This window comes from Mesorhizobium sp. WSM4904 (genome assembly GCF_029674545.1).
Classification (GTDB): Bacteria; Pseudomonadota; Alphaproteobacteria; order Rhizobiales; family Rhizobiaceae; genus Mesorhizobium.
The window spans coordinates 340,566-365,010 of record NZ_CP121354.1; the positions used below are offsets into that span (position 1 = coordinate 340,566).

A 24,445-nucleotide genomic window follows, 5' to 3' on the forward strand; every position below is an offset into this window, starting at 1 on the left:
TCACTTTTCCTTCTTCTTGTACATGGCGAGCATGCGCTGGGTTACGAGGAAGCCGCCGAAAATGTTGACCGAGACCAGGACCAGGGCGATGAAGCCGAAGCCCGCGGCAAGGCCGGAGGCCGCGATGCCGACGGCGAGCAGCGCGCCGACGACGATGACCGAGGAGATGGCGTTGGTGACGGCCATCAGCGGCGTATGCAGCGCCGGCGTCACCGACCACACGACATAATAGCCGACGAAGATCGCCAGTACGAAGATGGCGAAGCGGAAGACGAAGGGATCGATGGCGCCGCCAGAGAGCGCATGTGCGGCGTTGCCGGCAGCCTCGGCGCCGGCGGGCGCGTTGGCGAGGTCCTGCACGGCAAGGCGGACGGCGGCCGTCGCCTGATCGAGCTGGTCGAGGGCTTTCTGCAGCTGTTCCATCACGCGCTCCCCTTCGGATTGGCCGCGGCCTTCCTGTTGTTGGCTTTCCGGGGCGCCGGTTTGGTGTCGCCAGCGCCGGCAACCATGATCGTGGCCGGGATCGCAGCCGGCTCGGTGCGCGGCGCATCGGCGGCCTTGGCGAAATTGGGATGCACGACCTGGCCAGCGTCGGTCAGCATCGTCGCCTTGACCAGCTCGTCGTCGCGCTTGATGGCAAGCTGCTTCGCCGCCTTGTCGACCATCGTCTCGAGGAAGGCGTAGAGGTTCTTGGCGTAGAGCAGCGAGGCCGATGCCGCGACGCGGCCCGGGACGTTGAGATGGCCGACGATCTTGACGCCGTTGTCCGTCGTCACGACCTTGCCGGGCACCGCGCCCTCGACATTGCCGCCGCGCTCGACCGCGAGGTCGACGATCACCGAGCCCGGCTTCATCGAGGCGACCATGGCGGCCGAGACCAGCTTCGGCGCCGGACGACCGGGAATCAGCGCCGTGGTGATGACGATATCCTGCTTGGCGATGTGCTCGGCCGTGAGCGCCGCCTGCTTGGCCTGATATTCCTTCGACATTTCCTTGGCGTAGCCGCCGGCCGTCTCGGCCGCCTTGAATTCCTCGTCCTCGACGGCGAGGAATTTCGCGCCGAGCGACTGCACCTGCTCCTTCACCGCCGGACGCACGTCGGTGGCGGTGACGACGGCGCCGAGGCGGCGCGCGGTGGCGATCGCCTGCAGGCCGGCAACGCCGACGCCCATGATGAAGGCCTTGGCCGCCGGCACGGTGCCCGCCGCCGTCATCATCATCGGCAGCACGCGGTCATATTCGGCGGCCGCATCGATCACCGCCTGGTAGCCGGCGAGATTGGCCTGCGAGGAGAGCACGTCCATCACCTGCGCACGGGTGATGCGCGGCATGAACTCCATCGAGAAGGCGGTGATGCCGGCCTTGGCCATCGCAGCCACCGCCGCGTCATTGCCGTAGGGATCCATGATGGCGATGACGGCGGCGCCCGACTTGTAGCCCTTCAGCTCCGCATCGGTCGGCCGGCGCACTTTCAGCACCACATCGGCCTTCGGCGCGTCGGCAGCCTTGCCGATCGCGGCACCCGCCGTGGCAAACTCCTGATCGGTGATGCGCGAGCCGAGGCCCGCGCCCTTCTCCACGATCACCTCGAAGCCCAAGCCCACCAGCCGTTTCACCGTCTCAGGCGAGGCCGCGACACGCGGCTCGTTCGCATCAAGCTCACCCGTCTGCCCCACCGCATGATCCTTTCGGCTGGAACCTCGATGCGCAAGGCCTCGGCCGGGACCTCCAGCGAGACGTCGAACGCAATCGCTTGGAAAGACTAACGCAGAATGAAATAGCCGACGGCCATGATCAGGATGAACAGGATGGTCGCCGAGAAGAAGCCACCCGCGAAGAAGCCAAAGGCCATGGCCAGCAGCAGGGCGGCGCAGATGAGCGAACCGTATTTGGCGAGCGCGAGGAATGCCTTGTAGGTGCGATCATGCTCGGCATAGTCCATCTGCGCACCCAGTTCGACAGGACCGGTCGGCGTGTGATCAGCCATTAGGAATACCCCTTCGAAAATGCCTTCGAGGCACATAGCGAAAAGCCAGGGCAAGAGCAATGGCGCTATTGACGCACGGCCGGCGACAACAGCCTCAAATGAAAGTTGAAATTGGAACGGGGCGCTATCACCGCGACGGAGAGCGTTACCGACCTTCAGCCGGCGAGGTGCGGAAACAGCCCGAGCAAGCCGACGACGATCAGATAGAGCGCGACGATGTAGTTGAGCAGGCGCGGCATCACCAGGATCAATATGCCGGCGATCAGCGAGATCAGGGGCGTGAGCGCAAGCGAGTGGATGGTCACGATCGTACTCCTTCCCTTGAACAACCCGACATGAGCCCGGGCGAAACGCCAGTTGGGCGGGACCGCAGCGACACTCGATCGCGACGCCGCTATTGATAACGGCGAAGCGGTTGGAAAGGTCCACTGGACGTGGAAGAGCGCCCCTTCAGGCGGCGTCGCGATAGTATTTCGCCGTCGGGACGATGGACAGGGGGGTCAGCCGGTTGATGGCCGGATTGGCAAACATCAGCCGCTGTTCCACCGGCGTCGACTTGAAGAACGGGAAGCGTTCGAGCGTCTGGCGCAGATTTTCGCCGCAGGGGATTTCGAACAAGGCGATCGGCGCGAGGACACCCGGGAATACCTTGCCCTCGGTCCTCTGGATGGCATGGAAGATGCGGGCGTAGTAAGCGGAATGCTCGACCTTGACCGGCGTGAGCACTGCGGTCTGACCAAAGTAACAGGAGGCCACCATGCCGAGCCTGAGCGTCAGGAAAGGCAGGACTCCGGGCGCGGGCGCGCTGTCCGGATCGGTTGCGAAGCGGGTTCCGTCAATGAAACTCTCTCCGCGGGCAAGCCGCTCGGTCAATATCTCCGGATAGGCGTCGACCGACGGCGAATAGGGGTGTTCGCGCGAAATGTAGTGGAGCCGCAGCGTGCTGACCAAGTGGCCGTCGAAATAGACGCCGAACCGATAGGAATTCGGCAGGTTGTCCCAGCGATCCTCGAACATTCCGCTGGCGATCGGACCGCACATGCCCGAGCGCAGGTAGGATTGATAGCGAAGGCGGTAGATCGCCTCCAGATCCTCGCCCCCCGTGATGAGACGATAATCGACATGCTCCAGCAACTGCATGATCGAACGATTCAGCGCCGATCCAGCATTTGCGCCGGCGCCAACCTGCGCATCGTTTCCCGAAGCATCCATTCCCAAGTCCTCGTATCCGCCTATGAATAGGCTATTCGAGTTGAAATGAGACACAAGCCGAAAATTCGATCCTGCTGATTTACCCTTCGTTAACCTTAACAATCGCGGGGGAGCTGCCGCTGATAAAGTTCGCCGAAAAGGCGATTGGGTGCCCCCGATCTAAGCTAACCTTCGCTATGAGCGACGCTGCCAGCTCGACAGCGATAAGCACATGATCGAGTCCAACTTCTAGTTTAATAGCGAATATGCCGCAGATATACGGTTTCATTTAGTTTCTATCAGAAGAGTTTCGATCGATCTATCAAGAATTATTTCAAAATATAAAGTCAAACTTTCTTCGAGGCTCGCCCCCTCATGCAAATAGCTGCACGGTACAAGTAGCGCGCACTATCAATATCGGTCGTCGAAGATTTGCGATTACAGCTATCTGGCTGTCCGCTTGGCGGCGAGACGCAGGTCCGCGGCGAATGGCCAGGTGACGTTCGACATCGTCTCGATGCCGGAGGCGCTGAGCGCGGCGCCGAAGAGGAAACCCTGCACGAGGTCCGGTTTGACCGAACGCACCAGTATCTTCAGCTGCTCGAAGGTCTCGACCCCTTCGATGGTGACGACAAGGCCCAGTGTCCGGGTCAAGCCGACGATACCCTTCAAGAGGTCGAGCGACTGGGGGCTCTGGGTTACGTCGATTAGGAACGAACGGTCGATCTTGATCTTGTCGAGCGGCAGCTTGTGCAGATAGCTGAGGCTCGAATAGCCGGTGCCGAAGTCGTCGAGCGCGATGCGGACGCCCAGGGTCTTCAGCTCTTCGATCAATTCGCGCGTCAGCGATTTGTCGTCGAGCAAGGCGGTCTCCGTGACCTCGATTTCGAGCCGGTGCGGCGCGAGGCCCGATGCCGCCAGGGCATCGCGCACCTTCTGCACGACGTCGCGGTTACGGAAATCCTTGGCCGAGAGGTTGATCGAAACGCTGGTCTGCGCCGGCCATTTGGCGCATTCGGCGCAGGCTGCCTGCAGCACGAAGGTGCTGATGTCGGAGATGATGCCCATCTCCTCGGCCAGCGGAATGAAGATGCTCGGCGAGATCGGACCGAGATCGGGATGATCCCAGCGGCAGAGCGCCTCGCAGCTGGCGATGCGCATGGTGCTCATCGACACGATCGGCTGATAGACGACGCGCAGCTCCTTGGCCTGCACGGCACTGCGCAGATCGGCCTTCATCAGCTGGCGGTTGCGGAAGGCGGCATCCATCGATGCCTCGAACAGCCGCCAGCTGTTCTTGCCGAGTTCCTTGGCCTTGTAGAGGGCGAGGTCCGCCTTGACGATCATGGTATCGACGTCGGTGTCCTTGACGACGGACAACACCGCGCCGCCGCTGGCCTGGATGCGCAGGCCGTGTCCGGCAACGTCGACTTCGCCCTGCAAGTCGGCGAAGATCTCGTCGAGTAAGCCGCCGAGATGGCTCTCATCCTCGATGCGGTCGAAATAGATCATGAACTCGTCGCCACCGAAGCGGCTGACATTGATGCCGGGCCCGGCAACCGCCGCCAGCCGCTCGGCCACGGCATAGATCAGCCCGTCGCCGACCGGATGGCCGAGCGTGTCGTTGACGCTCTTGAAATCATCGAGATCGAGCACCGCAAGGCCGCAGAGCCGGTCACGGTCGCCGGACGCCATGGCCTCGCCGGCCAGTTCGTGGAAATAGGCACGATTCGGCAGGCCGGTGAGGTTGTCGTAGCGCGCCATGAAACGGATCTTCTCCTCCGCCTCGACGCGGGCCGTGACGTCCTCGAAGGTGACGACGCCGAGTTCCTGGCTGCCTTCGCGCGCGGAGAATTCGTAGTGCTGGCCATTGGCGAGCGAAACCAGCACCTTGCGGTCGCGGCCCTCGCGCAGGGCGCGCGTGAGCTGCGCCTCGATATAGCGGCAGTCCTTCGGCGCCAGCATGCCGCCGGCGACGCCGCGCATCAGAAGGCCGTGGATCGAGCGCCCGAGCAGCGCGTCGGCCGATTTCAGCGACATCAGATGGGCGGCCTCGGCATTGGCGACCGCGACGCGCCCGTCCGGGCCGAGCATGACGAGGCCGTGCGACATGGTGTTGAGCGCGCGGTCGAACCTGCGCGTCAGGTTTCTCGCCTGCTTGTGGCCGATAACCGCCGAGAACAGCACGTTGCGGACATGGTCGGCGCCGGTGATGGTGATGAACGTCATCGGGATGATCATCAGGCCGAGGACGACGGAAGGCGCATCCATGCGCAGCAGGAGCGCAAGCGCGGCCGGGCCGATGAAGGTCACCGAGAAAATCCGCACCATGCGCGGCGAGCCGTAGTTGCGGGCGACAACCGTGACCAGGGTCGCCAGGGTCAGCGACATCGCCGCCAGCTCGGCGAAGGGATCGGGATAAACGTAGATCGATACGAAGCACAGCGCGCCCAGGCCGAGGCCCTGCAGGCAGCCCTTGAGGATGTAGCTGCGCTCCAGCCGCTGCGCGTGCTCGACGTCGGCAATCACGCCGCCTGTCTTCAGGAAGCTGCGAATGCCGAAGTAACGGATGAGGCTGACGGAAAGCAGAGCAAAAGAAAACGCCAGGAACAAGGGATTGTGCGTGCGCAGATAAATCATGAATCCGAGGATCCAGTAGCACGCACCACCGATCAACAACATGTGCGCGTTGTCGAACAACGACCGCACAAATTGGATATAAACATCCGCGGGGATGCTTTCGGTCTTTGTTCTGCCCATAGGGTCGGCCCAACGCTAAGCCTTGTCATGACACAACCGCCTTAAGAAAGGCTTAGAACAGGGATGGCTTAAGCAGCGGCTTCGCCCCGGCCGCCAAGGCAAGAGGCCCTAAAGGCGCGTCGCGACGAAACAGATTCGGGCGACGCGCAGATCGGCGAGCCCTTCAGGCAAGCCGTCAGCACAATCACTCGGCGGCGCTGAGAACCGGCGCCGGCACGGTTTGGGTCAGCCGCGGGAGCAGTCTGGAGCGCTCCTCCGCCGCCTTTGCGGCACTGGCCTGCCGGACATGGCCATAGCCGCGGACGAGCGCCGGCACGGAGGCGAGAGCTGCGGCGGCATCTATCCTGCCCGGCGCCAGTGCCGCGGCGATCAGATCGAGATCCGCCTCGTATTGCGCAAGCAAGCCTCGCTCGGCGCGCCGTTCGGCGGTATGGCCGAACGGATCGAATGGCGTGCCGCGCAGGCCTTTCATGGCCGATAACAGGCGAAATGCCTTCATCATCCACGGGCCGAAGCTCGATTTCCTCGGCTTGCCGTCGTAGCCGCGCCGGCCGAGAATTGGCGGCGCAAGGTGGAATTCGAGCTTTTCGTAGCTCTGGAACTGCCTTGCGAGATCGGCGGCGAAGGCGCCGTCGGTGTAGAGCCGCGCCACCTCATACTCGTCCTTGATCGCCATCAGCTTGAACAGGTTTTTCGCGGCGGCCTCCGTCACAGCCGCCGAGCCGGGAACCGCCCGTGCCTCGGCGGCACGCAGCGCGGCGATCCTGTCGGCATAACGCTTGCCATAGGCGGCGTTCTGATAAGCGGTGAGGAAGGCAACGCGGCGGGCGATGATGTCGTCGAGCGTTTCGGCGGGCGCGGACGCCGGCTTGCCGGTACGGCCGACCAGGCCGCGCACGAAATCCGGCTGGTGCGCGGCGCGACGGCCCCAGCGGAAGGCAGCGATGTTCATCGCCACCGCTTCACCGTTCAATTCTATAGCCTTTTCAATAGCTTCTGCCGACAGCGGCAGCCCGCCATGCTGGAAGGCGAAGCCGAGCATGAACATGTTGGCGCCGAGCGAATTGCCGAACAGCGCGGTCGCCGTGCGGGTGGCGTCGAAGAAGTGGGCCTTGTCGTCGCCGGCGGCGGCACGGATCGCCTTCTTCAGCCGCTCGACCGGCAGCGAAAAATCGGCCGAACGCGTGAATTCGCCAGGCATGATCTCGGCGGTATTGGCCAGGAACATAGTGTGTCCCTCGCGCACCGCGGCGAGCACTTTCTTGGCGCCGGAAACGACGAGGTCGCAGCCGAGCACGAGATCGGCCTTGCCGGCCGAAACGCGGATGGCGTGGATGTCCTCGGGCGTCGCGGCAATGCGGACATGGGTGAAGACCGAGCCGCCCTTCTGGGCGAGGCCCGCCATGTCGATCATGCCGCAGCCCTTGCCCTCGATATGGGCGGCCATGCCGAGCACCGCGCCGATGGTCACGACGCCGGTGCCGCCGACGCCGTCGATGATCGCAGCCCAGCCTTGGTCGCCAAGCGGGAATTCGGCGGGCGACGGCACGCCGTCCAGCGGATCGCTCTTGCTGGCAATGCCGTCGGCCTTCCTGATCTTGCCGCCATGCACCGTCACGAAAGAGGGGCAGAAGCCGTTGAGGCAGGAAAAATCCTTGTTGCAGCTCGACTGGTCGATGCGGCGCTTGCGGCCGAATTCGGTTTCGACCGGCTGGATCGAGACGCAGTTCGACTGCACGCCGCAATCGCCGCAGCCTTCGCAGACCAGCTCGTTGATGAAGACGCGCTTGTCGGGGTCGGGGAAGGTGCCGCGCTTGCGGCGGCGGCGCTTCTCGGCGGCGCAGGTCTGGTCGTAAAGCAGAACGGAGACGCCCTTGACCCCGCGCAACTCGCGCTGGACGAGGTCGAGATCGTCGCGGTGATGGATGGTGGCGCCGGCCGGGAAATCGGCCTTGCCGGCATATTTGTCCGGCTCGTCGGTGACGACGGCGATGCGGTCGACGCCTTCGGCGCGCACCTGCCTGGCGATCATGCCGACCGTCAGGCCGCCTTCATGCGGCTGGCCGCCGGTCATGGCGACCGCGTCGTTGTAGAGGATCTTGTAGGTGATGTTGGCGCCGGAGGACAGCGCGAAGCGGATCGCCAGCGCTCCGGAATGGTTGTAGGTGCCGTCGCCGAGATTCTGGAAGATGTGGCCGCGCTTGGAGAACGGCGCCTGGCCGACCCATTGCGCGCCCTCGCCGCCCATGGCGGTGAAGCCGACGGTGTTCCTGTCCATCCATAGCGCCATGAAGTGGCAGCCGATGCCGGCTGCGGCGAGCGAGCCCTCCGGCACCTTGGTCGAGGAATTGTGCGGGCAGCCCGAACAGAAGAAGGGCGTCCGGGAGCCGATGTCGACGGTGTCGGCGAGCATCGCCTGGAACTGGCGCAGCTTCGCCACCCGGGCCGCGATCTCCTCCGAGGGGCCGACGGTGCGCAGGATCCGCTCGCCAAGCGCGATCGCGATCTCGTTGGGGTCGAGCGCGCCCTTGGCCGGAAACAACCAGTCGCCGCGCTCGTCCTTCTTGCCGACGATAGCCGGCTGGATGGCGGAGCCGTAAAGGTTCTCGCGCAGCTGCACCTCGATCAACGAGCGCTTTTCCTCGACGACGACGATGGTGTCGAGGCCACGGGCGAAGTCGGCGATATGCTGATAATCGAGCGGCCAGGGACAGCCGACCTTGAACAGGCGGATGCCGATGCGGTTGGCGGCCCGCTCATCGATGCCGATGTCCTCCAGCGCCTGACGGACGTCGAGATAGCTCTTGCCGATGGTGATGACGCCGAGCTTGGGATTGCGGCCGCCGGAATAGACGATACGGTTCAGTCCGTTGGCCTGTATGAAGGCTGAAGCCGCGGCGCGCTTGTGTTCATGCAGCCGCTCCTCCTGCCCGAGCATGTCGATCTCGTGGCGGATGTTGAGGCCGCCGGGCGGCATGTCGAAGTCGGGAATGACGATGTTCAGCCGATCGATCGAGGCGTCGACCGAGGCCGTCGATTCGATGTTGTCCTTGACGCATTTGATCGCCGCCCAGGTGCCGGCGAAGCGCGACATGGCAAAGCCGTAGAGGCCGTAGTCGATGATCTCCTGGACCCCGGCCGGGTTGAGGATCGGCACCATGGTGTCGACGAACAGGAATTCGGTGGCATGCGCGTTGGTCGAGGATTCGGCCATGTGGTCGTCGCCCATCAGGGCGAGAACCCCGCCATGCCTCGACGAACCGGCGAGGTTGGCGTGGCGGAACACGTCGCCGGAGCGGTCGACGCCCGGACCTTTTCCGTACCAGACCGCGAAGACGCCGTCATGCGTGCCCTCGCCGAGCAGCTCGGTCTGCTGCGAGCCCCAGCAAGCGGTGGCGGCCAGTTCCTCGTTGAGGCCCGGCTGGAAGACGATATCGGCTTGCGCAAGCTGCCGCTTCGCCCTCCAGAGTTGCATGTCGAGGCCGCCGAGCGGCGAGCCGCGGTAGCCGGAAACGAAGCCGGCGGTGTTGAGGCCGGCGCGGCGGTCGCGCTCGCGCTGCATAAGAAGCATGCGCACGACGGCCTGCGCCCCTGAAAGGAAAACGCGCTCCTTGCCAAGGTCGAACTTGTCGTCGAGCGCGACGTCATGCAGCGTCATCAGGCATTTCCTCTGCGGAGGCACGCCTTGGATCGGCGGCCAACGTCGGAGTGGGAGGCCGCAGTCTTTCTTCCCTTGCCGGAGAGGTCAAACAAAATCGCAGAGGCCAGAGCGGACGCAACAAATGGTCCGGGTGAAACTGCCCAGCGCATTTAAGAAGAAGCTAAAGGCCTCACAAAGCACGAAAATTTCGAGCGGCTCTCGCCTCCAGCTTGAGCACGATCATTTCCGTATCGAAGGCCGGCGAAGCAGAAATCGCTGCGCACCTTTCGAGATCATGCTTAAGCCCCTCGACACGGGGATTTTGAAAGGTTGCTGGCAGGTCAGCAGGCGAGATTTTCACCGTTCGTTTCCGTGAAATCAACGCAGGCGCTGGAGAATAGCTGAAGCCGCCCCAACCTCGTCATCCCAAGGCGAAGCAGGAGCGTAAGCTCCGTCGCGGAGACCCTGGGATCCATGCCGTTACCTAGATCGAAGGGTGCAGCGGAGCAGAATTCTGCACCGTTGCAACGCTCGTATTTCACGGAATGGATCCTCGGGTCTGCGCCGCGTCGCTACGCTCCTTGCTCCGCCCGAGGATGACGATCGCGATGGGCGTTCGGCCAATCGCAAAAGCATGCGACCTTGCCGATGGAAACATAGCCGACCGGTCAAAGATTTCGTGCCAGGGGCTCAGGCCGCCTTCGAGCAATCCGGCTTCGGCTCGTCGGGCAGCTTGCCGTCGGGATGGCCGGCGAGGTCCGGGTTGAGCTCGTATTTCGGCCCGATAACCAGCGGCCGATCCGGCAGCATCGTCTGATCCTCCGTCGAGGTCATGGTCGTCTCGAGGCTCTGCAGCAGCGTGCCGCTCGAATCCTCGATGCGGATCGAGACGGAATAGGGCTTGTCCTTGACCACGCAGGTGAGCGGCGGGCTGGTGAGCGTGATGTGGGGAAGCTTCGGCCAGATCTTCTGGTTGACGATGAGCGGATCGCCGCCGGCCGGATTCTGGAAATTCACCACGGCAACCTGTCCCTCGGCCATGGGCCGCAGCGGCCTCAGCGTGACGACATAGGTGGCGATGCCGAGCCGGTAATTGAACTCGAACAGCTTGCCGGAGATGGCGAAGAGCTGCTCCTTGCCGGTGTCGCGGCAGGCGCCGAGCGCCGTTGCGGCAATCAGGGCCGCACCGAGAGCGATCGAGCGGAATTTTCTAGAGCGTTTCACCGTTTCACGGAAACGGGGAACCGCTCTATCTCTTTGTTCTGACGCAGTTCCGAACGGAAAACCGTTACGCACTTTTCCTGGAATTGCTCTAAGCATTGGTGACCTCCCTGGCCGCCGTGCGGCGGCGATAATAGCGGTTCGCTTTCTGGCGGTTGCCGCAGACGGCCATGTCGCACCAGAGACGGCTGGCGTTGCGGCTGCGATCGACGAAGAGCCAGCTGCAGTTCGGACAGATCCTGAGCCTCGCGACGGTGTCGTCTCGCAACAGCGAAAGCGCCGAGACGGCCAAGGCCGCCTCGAAGGCGATCGGCGTCGCCGGATCGCCGAACGGCTGGCCCGGCGCGCCGATCTCGGTGGCGCTGCCGGAAAGGCCGCTGGCGCAGGCCGTCAGGAAATCCGGCAGATGGCCGGCGGCGATCGCGCCTTTCGTTATGGCATGGCGGAACAGGCGGTCAGTCGCCTCGCGGATCGACAGCACGACCGGGGCGATGTCGCCCGGTTCCGGCGCCTGCAGCCGCCGGCCGCCGAGCTCGGCGGCGCGGAAGCCGCTTGCCGCTTCGGCGAAGCGGGCGATCTCGGCGGGATCGTCGAAACGATCAAAAGTCTTTTCCGGATCGTTGCGCAGCACGACCGTGTTCGCCGTGTCGAGCGCAAGGATGCCGCCGGTAAAGCGGTGCGGGGTCCAGGATACCGTCATGGGAGAAATCTAACCGATAAAACGTATTTGACAAGTTAGATTCCTGATGCAAGGCTCGCCGCTAAATCAAAGTGCTCCAGCGTCCTTTGCGCGTCCCAAAGGACGTAGCGCCGCAGGGATGCTCGATGCTCTATTTCTACCAGCAGGTGCTCAACGGGCTGCATTCGGGCGCGCTCTATGCCTTGCTCGCCTTCGGCTATGTGTTGACCAATGGCATCCTGCATCGCACCAACCTCGCCTATGGCGCGCTGTTTGCCTTTTGCGGCCACACGATGATCCTGACCGCTGCCTTCGGCTACCAGGCGCTGTGGCTGACGCTGTTCGCCTCGGTCGCGCTCGGCATCGTTGCCGCCCTGCTCTATGCCGTGCTGATCAGCCAGGTGCTGTCGCGCAGCGTCTTCGAAAGGCTGGCCGACAGGTCGCCCAACGCCATCGTGGTGACGACGCTCGGCATCTTGCTGTTCCTGTCGGAAGCGAGCCGCATTGCCGCCGACACCCATGATCTCTGGCTGCCGCCGATGCTCGCCCAACCCGTCATCTTCGCCCAGGAGGCCGGCTTCAAGGTGACGCTCACCGTCATTCAGCTTTTGGACTGCGCGGCGGTGATAGCAGTGGTGGCGCTGGCGGCCTGGACGTTTTCGCATTCGCGCTTCGGCCGCGCCTGGCGGGCCGTGTCGGACGATCCGAAGGCGGCCGCGATGTGCGGCATCGACGTGCGCGCCGTGTTTCGCCGCGCGGTGCTCTATGGCGGCTTCTGCGCGGCTTTTGCCGGTGTTCTCGCCGGCCTCTATTACGGCAACATCAGCTTCGGCACCGGCCTCGTCTATGGCCTCAAGATCCTGTTCGTGACGGCGGTCGGCGGTTATCTGTCGCCGCTCAAGGCGGCTCTCGGCGCCGCGGCCTTCGGCATGGCCGAATCGCTGTGGGCCGGCTATTTCCCGATCGAATGGCGCGAAGGCTGGATATACCTCTTCCTCGTCGCCATGCTGGTGCTGATCGGCGCCAGCCGCGACCAGGCCAAGGTCGCCTAAAACCATCAGACTTTGGTTGCATGACGTTCCGTGAGGCGGCGGTACTCGCCGCCCGGCACGGTGCATCGGCGCACGGCCGGTGCTTTGTCATGTTGACCTGCCGGACCACGCACTGCATACCGTTGGGCCAAGCGACGCGACACCGGAGGGGAATCGGGCGCGCAGCATGATCAGGGAGGAAATGCATGGCAGGGCTGCTCGCTCTATCCAGGACGATAGACCGCATCAACGAGTTCATCGGCCGCTGGGTCTCGTGGCTGATCCTGCTTGCGATCCTGGTGAGCGCCGGCAATGCCGTCATCCGCAAGGTGTTGGACACCTCCTCCAACGCCTGGCTCGAACTGCAATGGTACCTGTTCGGCGCGGCCTTCATGCTGGCGGCCGCCTACACGCTGAAGCAGAACGACCATATCCGCATCGACATCGTCTACGGCATGTTTTCCCGCCGCGTGCAGCACTGGATCGACCTCTTCGGCCACCTTTTCTTCCTGATGCCGTTCGTGGTCCTGATGGTGATCTATTTCGTGCCTTACGTCTCGCTGTCCTTCCACAGCGGCGAGATGTCGACCAATGCCGGCGGCCTGATCGTCTGGCCGGCCAAGGCCATCCTGCTCGTCGGCTTCTTCCTGCTGGCGTTGCAGGGCGTTTCCGAGATCATCAAGAAGATCGCCATCATGCGCGGCGACATGGACGATCCCAATCCCTTCATATCGGCGCATGAGCAGGCCGAGCTCGAGGCGAAGGCGCTCGCGGAAGAAGCCAAGGCGCTGTCCGGCGAGGTGCGCTCATGATCGAGTTCATCGCGCAGAACATGGCGCCGATCATGTTTGCATCGCTGATCATCTTCCTCTTGATCGGCTACCCCGTCGCCTTCTCGCTTGCCGCGAACGGCCTGTCGTTCTTCTTCATCGGCGTGCTGCTCTCGCCATATTCCGGCGGTTCGATCAACCTCGCCTGGCCGCTGCTGCACGCGCTGCCCGACAATTTCTACGGCACCAGGGTGATGTCGAACGACACGCTGCTGGCCATTCCGTTCTTCACCTTCATGGGCATCGTGCTGGAACGATCCGGCATGGCCGAGGATCTGCTCGACACGGTCGGCCAGCTGTTCGGCCCGATCCGGGGCGGGCTTGCCTATGCGGTGATCTTCGTCGGCGCGCTGCTTGCGGCGACCACCGGCGTGGTGGCGGCTTCGGTGATCGCCATGGGACTGATCTCGCTGCCGATCATGCTGCGCTACGGCTACGACCGTCGGCTCGCCTCAGGCGTTATCGCGGCGTCCGGGACGCTTGCCCAGATCATCCCGCCCTCGCTGGTGCTGATCGTGCTGGCCGACCAGCTCGGACGCTCGGTCGGCGACATGTATGCCGGCGCGCTGATCCCCGGCCTGGTGCTGACGGGTATCTATATGGCCTACGTCCTGATCATGTCGATCATCCGGCCGAACTCGATGCCGGCCCTGCCCATCGAGGCGCGCACGCTCGGCCACGGCGTGATCTCGCTGATCGTGGCCCTGCTGGTCGCGGTCGCGATCTCCTATGCGGCCTATCGCTACCTGGTGCCCGCCCATGGCGACAATGCCGACATACTGGGCGCCACCGTCGGCGTCATCGTGATCTACGTCGTGGCGGTTGCCGACCAGCGGCTCGGAATCAACATGATGTCGAAGCTGGCGCAGCAGGTGGTGATCGTGCTGATCCCGCCGCTCGCGCTGATCTTCCTGGTGCTCGGCACCATCTTTCTCGGCATCGCGACGCCGACCGAGGGCGGCGCCATGGGCGCCGTCGGCGCGCTCATCATGGCGGGGCTGAAAGGGCGACTGACGCTCGACGTCATCAAGCAGGCGCTGGCCTCGACGACGCGGCTCTCCTCCTTCGTGCTGTTCATCCTGATCGGCGCGCGCGTCTTCTCGCTCACCTTCTACGGGGTCAACGGGCATATCTGGGTCGAGCATCTGCTGACCTCGCTGCCGGGCGGCGAGACCGGCTTCCTGATCGGCGTCAACATCCTCGTCTTCGTGCTCGCCTTCTTCCTCGATTTCTTCGAGCTCGCCTTCATCATCGTGCCCTTGCTGGCACCGGCGGCCGACAAGCTCGGCATCGACCTGATCTGGTTCGGCGTGCTGCTCGGCGTCAACATGCAAACCAGCTTCATGCATCCGCCCTTCGGCTTCGCGTTGTTCTACCTGCGCTCGGTGGCGGCGCGCGTGCCCTATCTCGACCGCATCACCGGCAAGCAGATCGCGCCGGTCACCACTGGCCAGATCTATTGGGGCGCGGTGCCCTTCGTCTGCATCCAGGTGATCATGATCGGGCTCACCATCGCCTTCCCGCAAATGGTGATGCGCTACAAGGGCGCCGCGGTCGAACCCAGCACGATAGACCTGAAGCTGCCGGAGATGCCGGGACTGGCGCCGCTCGGCACGCCGCCGGCGGACAATGGCGCGGCGCCGGCCAATGGCGGTTCGGCGCCCGCGGCGCCTGGCACGCCCGACCTGTCACAGCCGCCGAATTTCGGCGACACGGCACCCACCAAGCCGGCGGCGCCGGCGCCCGACCTTTCGAAGCCGCCGAGTTTCAATTGAGGTGACCAAGTCATGAAAGCCGTACGGCTGGAAGCAATCGGCAGCACCGCGCTTCGCGAGGTCGACAAACCCGCGCCGGGGCCGGAGGATGTTCTTGTGCGGATCGAAGCCTGCGGCGTCTGCGGCACCGACCGCCACCTTTTCCATGGCGAGTTCCCGTCAAGGCCGCCGGTGACGCTCGGCCACGAATTCTGCGGCATCGTCGAGGCTGTCGGAGACGCCGTTGCCGATATCGCCGTCGGCGACCGGGTCACCGGCGACCCCAACATTTCCTGCGGGCGCTGCAGCCATTGCCGCGCCGGCCGCGTCAATCTGTGCAGCAATCTCAGGGCCATCGGCATCCACCGCGACGGCGGCTTTGCCGACTATGTCGTGATGCCGCAGAGCCAAGCCTTCCTTCTGCCCGCCGATCTCAAGCCGACGCATGGCGCCTTCTGCGAGCCACTGGCCTGCTGCCTGCATGGCGTCGACCTCGCCGCCATCAGACCCGGTGCCTCGGTGGTGGTGCTCGGCGGCGGCGTCATCGGCCTGCTCACGGTGCAATTGGCGAAGCTAGCCGGCGCTGCGACCATCATTCTGTCGACCAGACAGGCCTCGCGCCGGGCGCTTGCCGAGGAGCTCGGCGCAACGGCAACGGTCGACCCAAGCTCGGTCGATCCCATCGAGGCCATCGCCGGGAAGACCGGCCTGGTGCCCGGCGGTGTCGACGTGGTGCTCGAATGCGCGGGCGTCCCCGATACCGTCCAGCAATCCATGCGGCTGGCCAAGGCCGGCGGCACGGTGGTGATCGTCGGCGTTATGCCGCAAGGCGAGAAGGTGGCCTTCGAGCCCTTCGACATCCTGTTCCGCGAGTTGAAGGTCCTCGGCTCCTTCATCAACCCCTTCACGCATCGGCGCGCCGCGGACCTTGTGGCGTCGGGAGCGATAGAGGTCGACAAGCTGATTTCGAGGCAAGTGTCTCTCGAGGAGGCACCGCAGGTGATCTCGAACCCCGCGGCCCCGGGTGAGGTCAAGGTGCTGGTGGTGCCAGGCCGGGGCTGAGGGGCCGGCCTTTGCGCTCAGTTCTTCCCTTCTCCCCTTGTGGGAGAAGGTGTCGCCGAAGGCGACGGATGAGGGGTGCTCCAGCTTGGCGCCGACGGCACTCCGGCCAACACCCCTCATCCGTCTCGGCGCTGCGCGCCGATCCACCTTCTCCCACAAGGGGAGAAGGAGGGCCTCGCTTACAGCTTGCCGTTGCGCTGCTGCACCATCATGAAGGTGTCGTAGTTGTATTCGGCGACCTGGGCCCAGAGATAGTGCTCCTTGCGGAAGCCCTTGATCGATTCCCAGATCTTCTTGAACGGCGCGTTGTTGGCTTCCATTTCGGCGTAGACTTCGTTGGCCTTTTCGAAGCAAGCCGCCATGATCTCCTGGCTGAAAGGCGCCAGCTTGGCGCCGCCCGCGACCAGCCGCTTCACCGCGGCCGGATTGAGGTAGTCGTATTTCTGCAGCATGTTGGCGTCGGCAGCTTGCGCGGCCGTGTGCACCAGCGACTTGTAGGCCGGCGACAATTCCTCGTATTTGGCCTTGTTGAACATCAGATGCACGGTCGGACCGCCTTCCCACCAGCCGGGATAATAGTAATAAGGCGCGACCTTGTAGAAGCCGAGCTTCTCGTCGTCATAAGGGCCGACCCATTCGGCGGCGTCGATCGTGCCCTTTTCCAGCGCCGGATAGATGTCGCCGCCGGCGATCTGCTGCGGCACGACGCCGAGCTTCTGCACCACCTTGCCGGCGAAGCCGCCGATGCGCATCTTGAGGCCGGAAAGATCGGCGACCGTGTTGATCTGCTTGCGGAACCAGCCGCCCATCTGCACGCCGGTGTTGCCGCCCGGCAGGCCGAACAACCCTTGCGTGGCCAGGAATTCGTTGAACAGGTCGATGCCGCCGCCATGATAATGCCAGGCATTCATGCCGCGCGCGTTGAGCGAGAACGGCACCGCGGCGCCCAGCGCCCAGGTCGGGTCCTTGCCCCAGTAATAATATGCCACCGTGTGGCAGGCCTCGACGGTGCCGGCCGTGGTGGCGTCGGCGGCCTGCAGGCCGGGCACCAGCTCGCCCGAGGCGAAGACCTGGACCTGGAAATTGCCGTCGGTCGCTTCCGACAGCATCTTGGAAAAGACTTCGGCGCCGCCATAGATCGTGTCGAGCGATTTCGGGAAGGACGATGCCAGCCGCCACGTCACTTTCGGATTGGATTGGGCGATCGCCGGCGCGGCAAGCGCCGCGGCCGCCGCCGCGGCGCCGACACCGGACGCACCGGCCTTGCGGATGAATGAACGACGATCCATGCAGTTTCCTCCCGTTTTGGATCAACAGACCGACATTCGGACATCGTCGCTGCCCGGGTCGGCTGCGCGAAACAATACACGGGCAAGATGTCGAGTCCAGCATCGTGGGCAACGTGCAACTATAGTCTAACGCCAAGCGCCTTGGCCCATCCGGAGAGACGAAACTTGCCATGGCAAAATGCCGTCGGATCGCCTATTTTGTAGGCAGAATAATTCGTTAGCCCTCGATGGAACCCGTATCAAAAATGCAGCAGCCGCTCGTTGCCGTCTCGACCGATGTCCGCCAGTTCGACAACTACACCTGGCATGCCGCGCCGCAGCAATATCTCGAGGCGGCGGTCACCGGCGCCGCTGTGTTCCCGGTGCTGGTGCCGTCCTTCGGCGACCGGCTCGATCTCGACGAGCTGCTGTCCTCGGTCGACGGCGTCATGGTGACGGGATCGAAGTCCAACGTGCATCCCTCGCTCTATGGCGGTGATCCCAGCGAGGCCAACGGCCCCTACGATCCGGCGCGCGACGCCACGACCCTGCCGCTGATCCGCAAGGCGATCGAGCGCGGCGTACCGCTGCTTGCCATCTGCCGCGGCATCCAGGAACTGAACGTGGCGCTGGGCGGCACTTTGGCCACGGAGATCCAGGAGCGCGAGGGATCCCTCGACCATCGCGCGCCGGTGAGCGACAATCAGGACGAGCGTTTCATCATCCACCAGAAAATCTCGATCAAGCCCGGAAGCTGCCTCGCCGGAGTGTTCGGCGCCGGCGACATCAAGGTCAATTCGCTGCATCGTCAGGCGATCGACCGGCTCGGCACCAGGCTGCAAGTCGAGGCGCTCGCTGCCGACGGCACGATCGAGGCCGTCTCGGTCAAGGATGCCCGCGCCTTCGCGGTCGGCGTTCAGTGGCACCCCGAATATTGGGTGAAGTCGGACAGCAACTCGGCGAAGATCTTCCGTGCTTTCGGCGATGCCGTGCGCCTGCATGCGGCTGCGAAAGCCGGGGCGCGCGCGGCGGCGGAGTAAGCCCGCCTCTGGAATCCTGCCCGTTATTCGTCGTTGTCCAGCGCCAGCAGCGGCGCGGCCGGCGCGTAAGATTCGTAGCCGTCGCCATCGGCGACGCTGAACGTGACGACCGGATCGATGCCGTTCTCGCTGAAGGCGACCGTGCCGTCCGCCTGCTCGCGCCAGAATTTCACCCGCTCGATGCCGGGCATCAGCGCGCGGCAGTCCGGAGCAACGCTTAGCTGGGACAGGCCGTCCGACACCTCGGCGCCGCGTTGGACGGCGCATGCCGCTTCATCGCCATTGGCCGTCAATCTGTAGGTGCTTGATGCGGCCGGCTCGATGGCCGCGCTTTGGCCATCATCACCATGCAGGAGCTGCACGCCCCCGAACAACGCAACCGACGCAACCAATCCGGCCAACAGCTTCACTCTGCCTCTCCGCACCAAAGCGCGCCGCGCTTGCCTCTGGTCGATGTATGTCGTCGCCCTCGACCTCGCGCGACATGCATAACTGAGTATGCACAATGATTCCAAAGGGTTAAGCAGGCGTTAATAAATGTGGCCGATCAGGCGCGCGGCTTGACGTTGACCGTCTCCGGCACCGGGGTCAGCGGCCGGCGCTCGCCGAACCATGAGACCAGATTGTCGACGCAGAGATCGGCCATGGCCCGGCGGGTATGGTCCGACGCTGAGCCGACATGCGGCAGAAGCGAGGCGTTTGGCGCATCGAGCAGCGCCTTCGGCACATTCGGTTCGTCGGCAAAGACATCGAGCCCGGCGGCTGCGATGGCGCCACTCTCGAGAGCGGCGGCAAGAGCCGCCTCGTCCACCGTGCTGCCGCGGCCGATATTGACGAAGACGCCGTTCGGACCCAGCGCCGACAGGATTTCGGCATTGATGGCCTTTTCCGTGGCCGCACCGCCCGGCGCCACGCAGATCAGCGTATCGACCGCCTCGGCTAGACCCTTCAGCGTCGCATGGTATTCGTAGGACAGGCCCTCGACCTTGCGTCGGTTGTGGTAGGCGATCGGCATGCCGAAGGCTTCCAGGCGATGAGCAACGGCAAGGCCGATGCGGCCCATGCCGAAGATGCCGACGCGGCGGCCGCGCAAGGTGAGCCGGCTCAAGCGATAATTGCCCTTCCTCACCCAGTCGCCGTCGCGCAGCCATTTCTCGGCGGCGTACAGTTCGCGCACGGTGTTGATCAACAGACCGACCGTGGTGTCGGCGACCTCCTCGGTCAGCACGTCCGGCGTGTTGGTGACCATGACGCCGCGCCTGGCCGCGTGATCGGCATCGACCGAATCATAGCCGACGCCGAAATTGGCGATGATTTCGAGATTTGGCAGCGCGTCGATCATAGCCGCGCTGATGCCGCCGAAGGAGGCGATGCCACGCACGGCCTCACGCATCTCGCCGGTGACGAGTGCCGGATCGGCACGCTCGATCCGCACGCGCCGAAACGCCTTGTCGATGCGGCCTATCGCATGATCGTTGAAATGGCCCGGCACCAGAATGGCGACCGGAAACTCCGCTTCCGTCTTTGTCATTGACGCTCCACCGGCTTGCCGGTGGACTGGCGCACGTGCAGCTCCGGCTTGATCAGTTCCTGGGACGGCCGAACGGCTTGCCCGTTCAGCTTGTCGAGCAGCGCGCTGGCGGCGCGGCGGCCGACCTCGCGCTGGCCATTCCAGACCGTTGTCAATGCCGGAGTTGCGATTGCCGCCTCCTCGAGATCGTCATAGCCGGTGACCGAGATGTCGACGCCCGGCACGAGCCCAGCCCGCGCAATACCGTTCATCAGTCCGATGGCAACGAGATCATTCCAGCAGCAGGCGGCGGTCGGCTTGTCTTTCAGCGCCAAAAATTGTCCTGCGGCCTCGAATCCGGCCTGCTTGGTGCGCGGCCCGGGAATGCGCCAGGACGGCCTCACCTCCAGCCCGGCCGCTTCCATGGCGTTGAGATAGCCCTGGTAGCGGTCGCGGCCGGTCGAGGTCTGGTCGGTGCCGCCGATCATGGCGATGCGCTTGTGGCCGAGCGAGATCAGGTGGTTGGTGGCGAGCGCCGTGCCATAGGCATCGTCGCCGCGGAAGACCGGCACATCGGCTCCGGCGACGGTACGCGCGATCAGCACCGCAGGCAGGCCGTTCTCCTCGGCCATGATGATGTCCTCGGCCGGCGTGCCGATGGCCGGCGACATGATGACGCCGTCGGCGCCCAACTGCAGCAGCGTGTCGATGAAGGTGCGCTGCTTTTCGAGCTGATCGTAATGGTTGGACAGGATGAAGGTCTGGCGGCTGCGGTCGAGCTCGCTCTCGATCGAGCGCAGGATCTCGGCGAAGAACGGGTTCATGATGTCATGCACGACGACGCCGACAATGCCGGAGCGCGAGGTGCGCAGAGACGCGGCGCGGCGATTGTAGATATAGCCGATGGCGCGGGCATGCTCCTTGATGCGCTCGCGCGTGGAGCCTGCGACCAGCGGGCTGTCGCGCAGCGCCAGCGATACCGTTGCCGTGGACACGCCAAGCGCATCCGCGATCGTCGAAAGCTTGATCTTCTGTGCCAGTGCCCTTCGCTCCCCAGGGTCTTTAAATTGTTTAAATTCGGCCTTATGCCATCGTTCAAGGGCAATTCAAAGTTTTTTCGCCAAGGTCTCGGCCTCGGTGTCCAGCAAGGCGGAATTGCGCAGCCGCAGCCTGTGCTCGCGGTGGATGATGTAGAGACCGCTGGCGACGATGATGGCGGCCCCGAGCAGCGTCCAGCGGTCGGGAAACTGGTGGAAGATCAGCCAGCCGGAAATGATCATCCACACCATCTGCGAATAAGGGTATGGCGCCAGTGCCGTGGTCGTCGCCAAGCGATAGGCCTGGACCAGCAGCCAATGCCCGCCGGCGCCGAAAACACCCAGCATCAGCAGAATCGCCCAGTGCCAGCCGTCCTGCGGCAGCGATAATGAGAAGGGCAGCATCGGCAGGAGCAGCACCGCCGGTGCCAGCGCCGAGAACAGGATCAGGCTTTCGGACGTCTCCGTCGACGACATGCGCCGGGTCATGATGACGTAGAAGGAGTTCGACAGCATCGAGCCGAGCGCGAAGAGATGACCGATGCCGAACACGCCGACGCCGGGCCGGGTGATGATCAAAACGCCGACGAAGCCGGTGAGGATCGCCAGCCAGCGCCGCCAGCCCGCCCATTCGCCGAGCAGCGGCCCGGCCAAAGCGGTGATCACCATCGGGCCGAAGAAATAGATCGAGGTGGTTTCGGCGAGCTGCAGGGTCCTGAGCGCCAGGATGTTGAACATGGTCGAGCCGAAAAGCAGGCATCCGCGCAGAATGTGCGCGGGCAGGTTGTTGGCGCGGAAGCGCCAGGGCTCGCGCCAGCCGCGCAAAAAGAGACCGACCAGCAGGACATGGACGGTGAAGCGGGTCCAGGCGACGATCAGCGCCGAGACGCCGGCGAGCACCAGATATTTGCTCGAGGTGTCGAGAAAGGTGAAGCAGACATAGACGCAAAGCATCAAGAGCATCGCCGCAGGCGGCGTTGCGCTGTCGTCGTTGTTTTTGGGAACGTTCAAAGTCGGGCCGGGGGAAAGTAGACGCCACCCTTTTGCGGCAATCGCCGCTGGCCAGCAAGCCAAAAGCGACTGGCCCAACAAGCGCTTTGGACAGGCCTAGGGCGCATCCCCCTTGGCGATTTGGCCTGAGAGCACCTCGCAGTCGTCATTCTATGGCGGAGCAAGGAGCGAAGCGACGCGGCGCAGACCATAGAATCCATTCCGTGACTGCGAAGCGTTGCGACGGTGTAGAATTCTGCTCCGCCGCGCCCTTCGGCGAAGGTCACGGAATGGATCCTTGGGTCTTCGCTCCGCTCCGCGGCGCTACGCCCAAGGATGACGAAGCTGGGAGGCCGCGGCTAACTCCAAGCGTTCCCAGTAGTCCTTCGGGCGAAGGAGCATGCCCAACCCCCTTTCCGGAATGTCAGCCCTGCATGCGGGCGCCCTTGGTGATCTTGTCGACCAGCTTCTTTTCGGCGCGCAGCGCGATGCCGACCATCTTGGCGTCGTCGGGCGCGAATTCGGCGAAGACGGCACGGTTGGCCACGTCATGGCCGGTCGAGAACATCTCCTCGACATAGGCAGATGTCGTCACGCCGCGCTCCAAGGCCCGGCGATGGATCGCGGCGAGCGTCGGCCCGTCCGCCGACAGCACGATGACGGGCTGGATCGAGAGCGGATTGAAGAGATTGCCGGCGCGATCGCGATAAGGCTCGCCGATGATCTCAGGGAATTGCGCGACGATGCCGCTGGTCAGGAACGCGGTCACGTTGAGCTTCTGCCAGACGGCGAGGTCTTCCTTGAGCACGATTGCAAATTTCGTGTCGAACACCAAAATGTCTCTCCGAAAGAAGACCCCTGACGGGCGTGGATGAAGGCGATGGCGCACGGTCTAGGCGGTGAGGCGCTGGAAGGTCTTGAACGTTCGTGCGCGGCGGACGACCGGATCGTTTCGGCGCCGGGCGCCGCCGGCCTCGAGCGCATCGAGGCGCGCTTTCACGGCAATGCCTTCGAACTGCACCGCCACGATACCTATGCCATCGGTGTGACGCTCGACGGCGTGCAGCGCTTCCACTATCGCGGCGCCGTGCGGCACAGCCTGCCCGGCCAGGTGATCGTGCTGCACCCCGACGAATTGCACGACGGCGGCGCGGGCACCGAGGACGGCTTGCGCTACCGGATCCTCTATCTGGAGCCGTCGCTGCTGCTCGATTGCCTGGGTGGCGCGCCGCTGCCTTTCGTACGGGATGCCGTGGTGAGCGATCCTCGGCTGCGCGGCACGCTGCTGTCGGCTCTGGCGCCGCTCACTGAGGAACTCGACGACCTGTTCGTGGCGGACTTCATCGCGCAGCTGGCGCAGCAATTGAAACGTCATGCCGGACAGCCGGCAAAACCGATGGGAAAGACGGCACGGCGCGCCGCCACGCTGGCGCGCGACTATCTCGAGGAGAACATGGAGCGACCGGTGCGCTCAGACGAGCTGGAGGCGATCACCGGCCTCGACCGCTACGCCCTGTCACGCCATTTCCGTGCGACCTACTCGACCAGCCCGCATCGTTTCCTTTTGATGCGCCGGCTGCAGCGGGCACGGCGCATGATCGAGGCGGGGGAACCACTGGCCGAAATCGCGGCCGGCGCCGGCTTCAGCGACCAGAGCCATTTCAACCGGCATTTCAAGAAGGCATTCGGGCTGACGCCCGGGCGCTGGGCGGCACTGGTAAGCGCGACGCGTTAGCGTCGTCGCTCAGGCGCGACGCGCAGCGTCGTCGCCCTTTAAGCCGCCGATGGGTGGTGCGTGGAGCGACGACGCTGCGTGTCGCGCTTACAATGCTAAGCCGGTGTGTGGAGCGATGACGCTGCGCGTCACGCCTGCCGGGCAACATTGGCGCGGTGCCTGAAGCGACGACGCTGACGCGTCGCGCCTGCGCGTCGGTCGTCAATCATCCAGTTCGGCGTCGTCGTCGATGAGGACCAGATCTTCGTTCGACAGGTTGGCCTCGATGCGGGCGAGCAACTTGAACAGCGCCTTCTGATCCTTCTTGTCGAGGCCCTTCAGCGCCTGCTTCTCGGTCTTCTTGACCGACTTCTCGATGGCGCGGATGGTCTCGCGGCCGCTATCGGTCAAAAAGATATGGGCCTGGCGGGCATCGGCGTTGGAGGCGCGCTTTTCGAGAAAACCCTGCGCCTGCAGCCGGTTGATGGTCTTGGTGATGGTCGGCGGGCGCACACCCAGCCTGCCGGCGAGATTGCCCGGGGTCTGGCCGTCCTCGCGGTCGAGCGCCAGCATGATCTGGTCCTGGCCGGCGTAGAAGCCGTGTGCCAGAAGCCGTGCCGCGAGCGCTGTTCGCGCCAGCCGCGCCGCCGAATGCAGCCGGCTCATTGTCGCTGTTTTGTCCGCCTTGGCCATGGTCATTCCCTCTTCGGCCGAACCGGTGCGGTCAGCAT

At 64.2% G+C, this 24,445-nt stretch carries 23 protein-coding genes; 6 read left to right on the top strand and 17 right to left on the bottom strand.

Going from position 1 to position 24,445, the window contains the following annotated elements:
* The 10 genes from QAZ47_RS01580 to QAZ47_RS01625 all read right to left on the bottom strand — a co-directional run bounded on the left by QAZ47_RS01580 (position 1) and on the right by QAZ47_RS01625 (position 11,499).
* Complete coding sequence (locus QAZ47_RS01580) at positions 1-423, bottom strand: proton-translocating transhydrogenase family protein (protein ID WP_067003367.1); 423 nt, start codon at positions 421-423, stop codon at positions 1-3.
* A complete protein-coding gene (locus QAZ47_RS01585) occupies positions 423-1,676 on the bottom strand; it encodes a Re/Si-specific NAD(P)(+) transhydrogenase subunit alpha (protein ID WP_278232275.1) in 1,254 nt (417 codons plus the stop codon). Before QAZ47_RS01585 ends, QAZ47_RS01580 begins: the two co-directional genes overlap by 1 nt.
* An 86-nt stretch (positions 1,677-1,762) precedes the next feature.
* Entirely contained in the window at positions 1,763-1,987 is a 225-nt protein-coding gene (locus QAZ47_RS01590; protein ID WP_278205227.1) for an aa3-type cytochrome c oxidase subunit IV, read from the bottom strand.
* A 155-nt stretch (positions 1,988-2,142) separates the two neighbouring features.
* On the bottom strand, positions 2,143-2,292 hold the full coding sequence (locus tag QAZ47_RS01595; protein ID WP_082296269.1) for a DUF3096 domain-containing protein: 150 nt from the start codon (positions 2,290-2,292) through the stop codon (positions 2,143-2,145).
* Between the two features lie 145 nt (positions 2,293-2,437).
* Complete coding sequence (locus tag QAZ47_RS01600; protein ID WP_278232276.1) at positions 2,438-3,199, bottom strand: hypothetical protein; 762 nt, start codon at positions 3,197-3,199, stop codon at positions 2,438-2,440.
* A gap of 423 nt (positions 3,200-3,622) precedes the next feature.
* Positions 3,623-5,938: an EAL domain-containing protein gene (locus QAZ47_RS01605; RefSeq protein ID WP_278205230.1), complete on the bottom strand. Its 2,316-nt coding sequence runs from the start codon at positions 5,936-5,938 to the stop codon at positions 3,623-3,625.
* 184 nt (positions 5,939-6,122) lie between these two features.
* The gene (locus QAZ47_RS01610; protein ID WP_278232277.1) at positions 6,123-9,596 is read right to left on the bottom strand and encodes an indolepyruvate ferredoxin oxidoreductase family protein; all 3,474 of its coding nucleotides are present in this window, start codon (positions 9,594-9,596) and stop codon (positions 6,123-6,125) included.
* A 172-nt stretch (positions 9,597-9,768) separates the two neighbouring features.
* Positions 9,769-9,939: a hypothetical protein gene (locus tag QAZ47_RS01615; RefSeq protein ID WP_278232278.1), complete on the bottom strand. Its 171-nt coding sequence runs from the start codon at positions 9,937-9,939 to the stop codon at positions 9,769-9,771.
* Between the two features lie 329 nt (positions 9,940-10,268).
* A complete protein-coding gene (locus QAZ47_RS01620) occupies positions 10,269-10,802 on the bottom strand; it encodes a hypothetical protein (RefSeq protein WP_278075162.1) in 534 nt (177 codons plus the stop codon).
* A gap of 88 nt (positions 10,803-10,890) precedes the next feature.
* Positions 10,891-11,499: a CGNR zinc finger domain-containing protein gene (locus QAZ47_RS01625; protein WP_278075161.1), complete on the bottom strand. Its 609-nt coding sequence runs from the start codon at positions 11,497-11,499 to the stop codon at positions 10,891-10,893.
* Positions 11,500-11,624: 125 nt separating this feature from the next.
* Between QAZ47_RS01625 and QAZ47_RS01630 the strand changes: the two genes are divergently transcribed.
* The 4 genes from QAZ47_RS01630 to QAZ47_RS01645 all read left to right on the top strand — a co-directional run bounded on the left by QAZ47_RS01630 (position 11,625) and on the right by QAZ47_RS01645 (position 16,155).
* Entirely contained in the window at positions 11,625-12,530 is a 906-nt protein-coding gene (locus QAZ47_RS01630; protein WP_278232279.1) for a branched-chain amino acid ABC transporter permease, read from the top strand.
* A 185-nt stretch (positions 12,531-12,715) separates the two neighbouring features.
* On the top strand, positions 12,716-13,321 hold the full coding sequence (locus QAZ47_RS01635; protein ID WP_278232280.1) for a TRAP transporter small permease subunit: 606 nt from the start codon (positions 12,716-12,718) through the stop codon (positions 13,319-13,321).
* Positions 13,318-15,114 (top strand): TRAP transporter large permease subunit, encoded by a 1,797-nt coding sequence (locus QAZ47_RS01640; protein WP_278232281.1) that lies wholly within the window; start codon positions 13,318-13,320, stop codon positions 15,112-15,114. Before QAZ47_RS01635 ends, QAZ47_RS01640 begins: the two co-directional genes overlap by 4 nt.
* Positions 15,115-15,126: 12 nt before the next feature.
* Positions 15,127-16,155, top strand: a complete 1,029-nt coding sequence (locus QAZ47_RS01645) for a zinc-dependent alcohol dehydrogenase family protein (RefSeq protein ID WP_278205235.1) — start codon at positions 15,127-15,129, stop codon at positions 16,153-16,155.
* A gap of 179 nt (positions 16,156-16,334) precedes the next feature.
* Here the strand turns inward: QAZ47_RS01645 and QAZ47_RS01650 are convergent, their stop codons facing one another.
* Positions 16,335-17,444, bottom strand: coding sequence for a TRAP transporter substrate-binding protein (locus tag QAZ47_RS01650; protein ID WP_278205237.1), 1,110 nt, complete (start codon positions 17,442-17,444; stop codon positions 16,335-16,337).
* A gap of 245 nt (positions 17,445-17,689) precedes the next feature.
* Here QAZ47_RS01650 and QAZ47_RS01655 point away from each other — a divergent pair, with 245 nt between their 5' ends.
* Positions 17,690-18,463 carry a gamma-glutamyl-gamma-aminobutyrate hydrolase family protein gene (locus tag QAZ47_RS01655; protein ID WP_278205238.1) on the top strand — a complete coding sequence of 258 codons (774 nt, stop codon included), beginning with the start codon at positions 17,690-17,692 and terminating at the stop codon, positions 18,461-18,463.
* A 23-nt stretch (positions 18,464-18,486) separates the two neighbouring features.
* Here QAZ47_RS01655 and QAZ47_RS01660 read toward each other — a convergent pair whose 3' ends face one another.
* From QAZ47_RS01660 to QAZ47_RS01680, 5 genes are all read right to left on the bottom strand, one after another.
* Entirely contained in the window at positions 18,487-18,873 is a 387-nt protein-coding gene (locus tag QAZ47_RS01660; protein WP_278205239.1) for a hypothetical protein, read from the bottom strand.
* Positions 18,874-19,010: 137 nt separating this feature from the next.
* Entirely contained in the window at positions 19,011-19,994 is a 984-nt protein-coding gene (locus QAZ47_RS01665) for a 2-hydroxyacid dehydrogenase (RefSeq protein WP_278205241.1), read from the bottom strand.
* A complete protein-coding gene (locus QAZ47_RS01670) occupies positions 19,991-21,013 on the bottom strand; it encodes a LacI family DNA-binding transcriptional regulator (protein WP_278075301.1) in 1,023 nt (340 codons plus the stop codon). The genes QAZ47_RS01665 and QAZ47_RS01670 overlap by 4 nt, the downstream gene beginning before the upstream one ends.
* A 66-nt stretch (positions 21,014-21,079) precedes the next feature.
* On the bottom strand, positions 21,080-21,964 hold the full coding sequence (locus tag QAZ47_RS01675; RefSeq protein ID WP_278233750.1) for a DMT family transporter: 885 nt from the start codon (positions 21,962-21,964) through the stop codon (positions 21,080-21,082).
* A 460-nt stretch (positions 21,965-22,424) separates the two neighbouring features.
* Positions 22,425-22,832 (bottom strand): DUF2000 family protein, encoded by a 408-nt coding sequence (locus QAZ47_RS01680; protein ID WP_278232282.1) that lies wholly within the window; start codon positions 22,830-22,832, stop codon positions 22,425-22,427.
* 48 nt (positions 22,833-22,880) lie between these two features.
* Here QAZ47_RS01680 and QAZ47_RS01685 point away from each other — a divergent pair, with 48 nt between their 5' ends.
* A complete protein-coding gene (locus tag QAZ47_RS01685) occupies positions 22,881-23,735 on the top strand; it encodes an AraC family transcriptional regulator (protein ID WP_278232283.1) in 855 nt (284 codons plus the stop codon).
* 201 nt (positions 23,736-23,936) lie between these two features.
* Here the strand turns inward: QAZ47_RS01685 and QAZ47_RS01690 are convergent, their stop codons facing one another.
* Entirely contained in the window at positions 23,937-24,407 is a 471-nt protein-coding gene (locus tag QAZ47_RS01690) for a MarR family transcriptional regulator (RefSeq protein ID WP_278205243.1), read from the bottom strand.
* Positions 24,408-24,445 lie beyond the last annotated feature (38 nt).